The organism is Pseudoalteromonas peptidolytica (assembly GCF_012641745.1).
GTDB classification, from domain to species: Bacteria; Pseudomonadota; Gammaproteobacteria; order Enterobacterales; family Alteromonadaceae; genus Pseudoalteromonas; species Pseudoalteromonas peptidolytica.
In genome coordinates, this window is the sequence record NZ_WEHZ01000108.1 from 1 (window position 1) to 264 (window position 264).

Below are 264 nucleotides of genomic sequence, written 5' to 3' on the forward strand. Positions count from 1 at the left end.
TTTCCTGGTGACTATAGCGTTTTGGAACCACCTGACCCCATGCCGAACTCAGAAGTGAAACAAAACAGCGTCGATGATAGTGTGGGCTTCCCATGTGAAAGTAGAACATCGCCAGGGCCTTATTAGAGAAACCCGTTGCAGCAATGCGACGGGTTTTTTGCTGTGTGGGATTTGGAAAGAAAGTCTCACAAGATAATCAACACCTCGCGAGGTAAACTCGCTCCCACCACGACACCACCATAGTGCAGCACTGGTAGGAGGCGG

The 264-nt window shown here is 50.4% G+C and carries 1 rRNA gene; it reads left to right on the plus strand.

From position 1 onward, the window contains the following. Positions 1 to 3 precede the first annotated feature (3 nt). Positions 4 to 117, plus strand: a 5S ribosomal RNA gene (gene rrf, locus F9Y84_RS21935). The last annotated feature ends 147 nt before the right edge of the window (positions 118 to 264 follow it).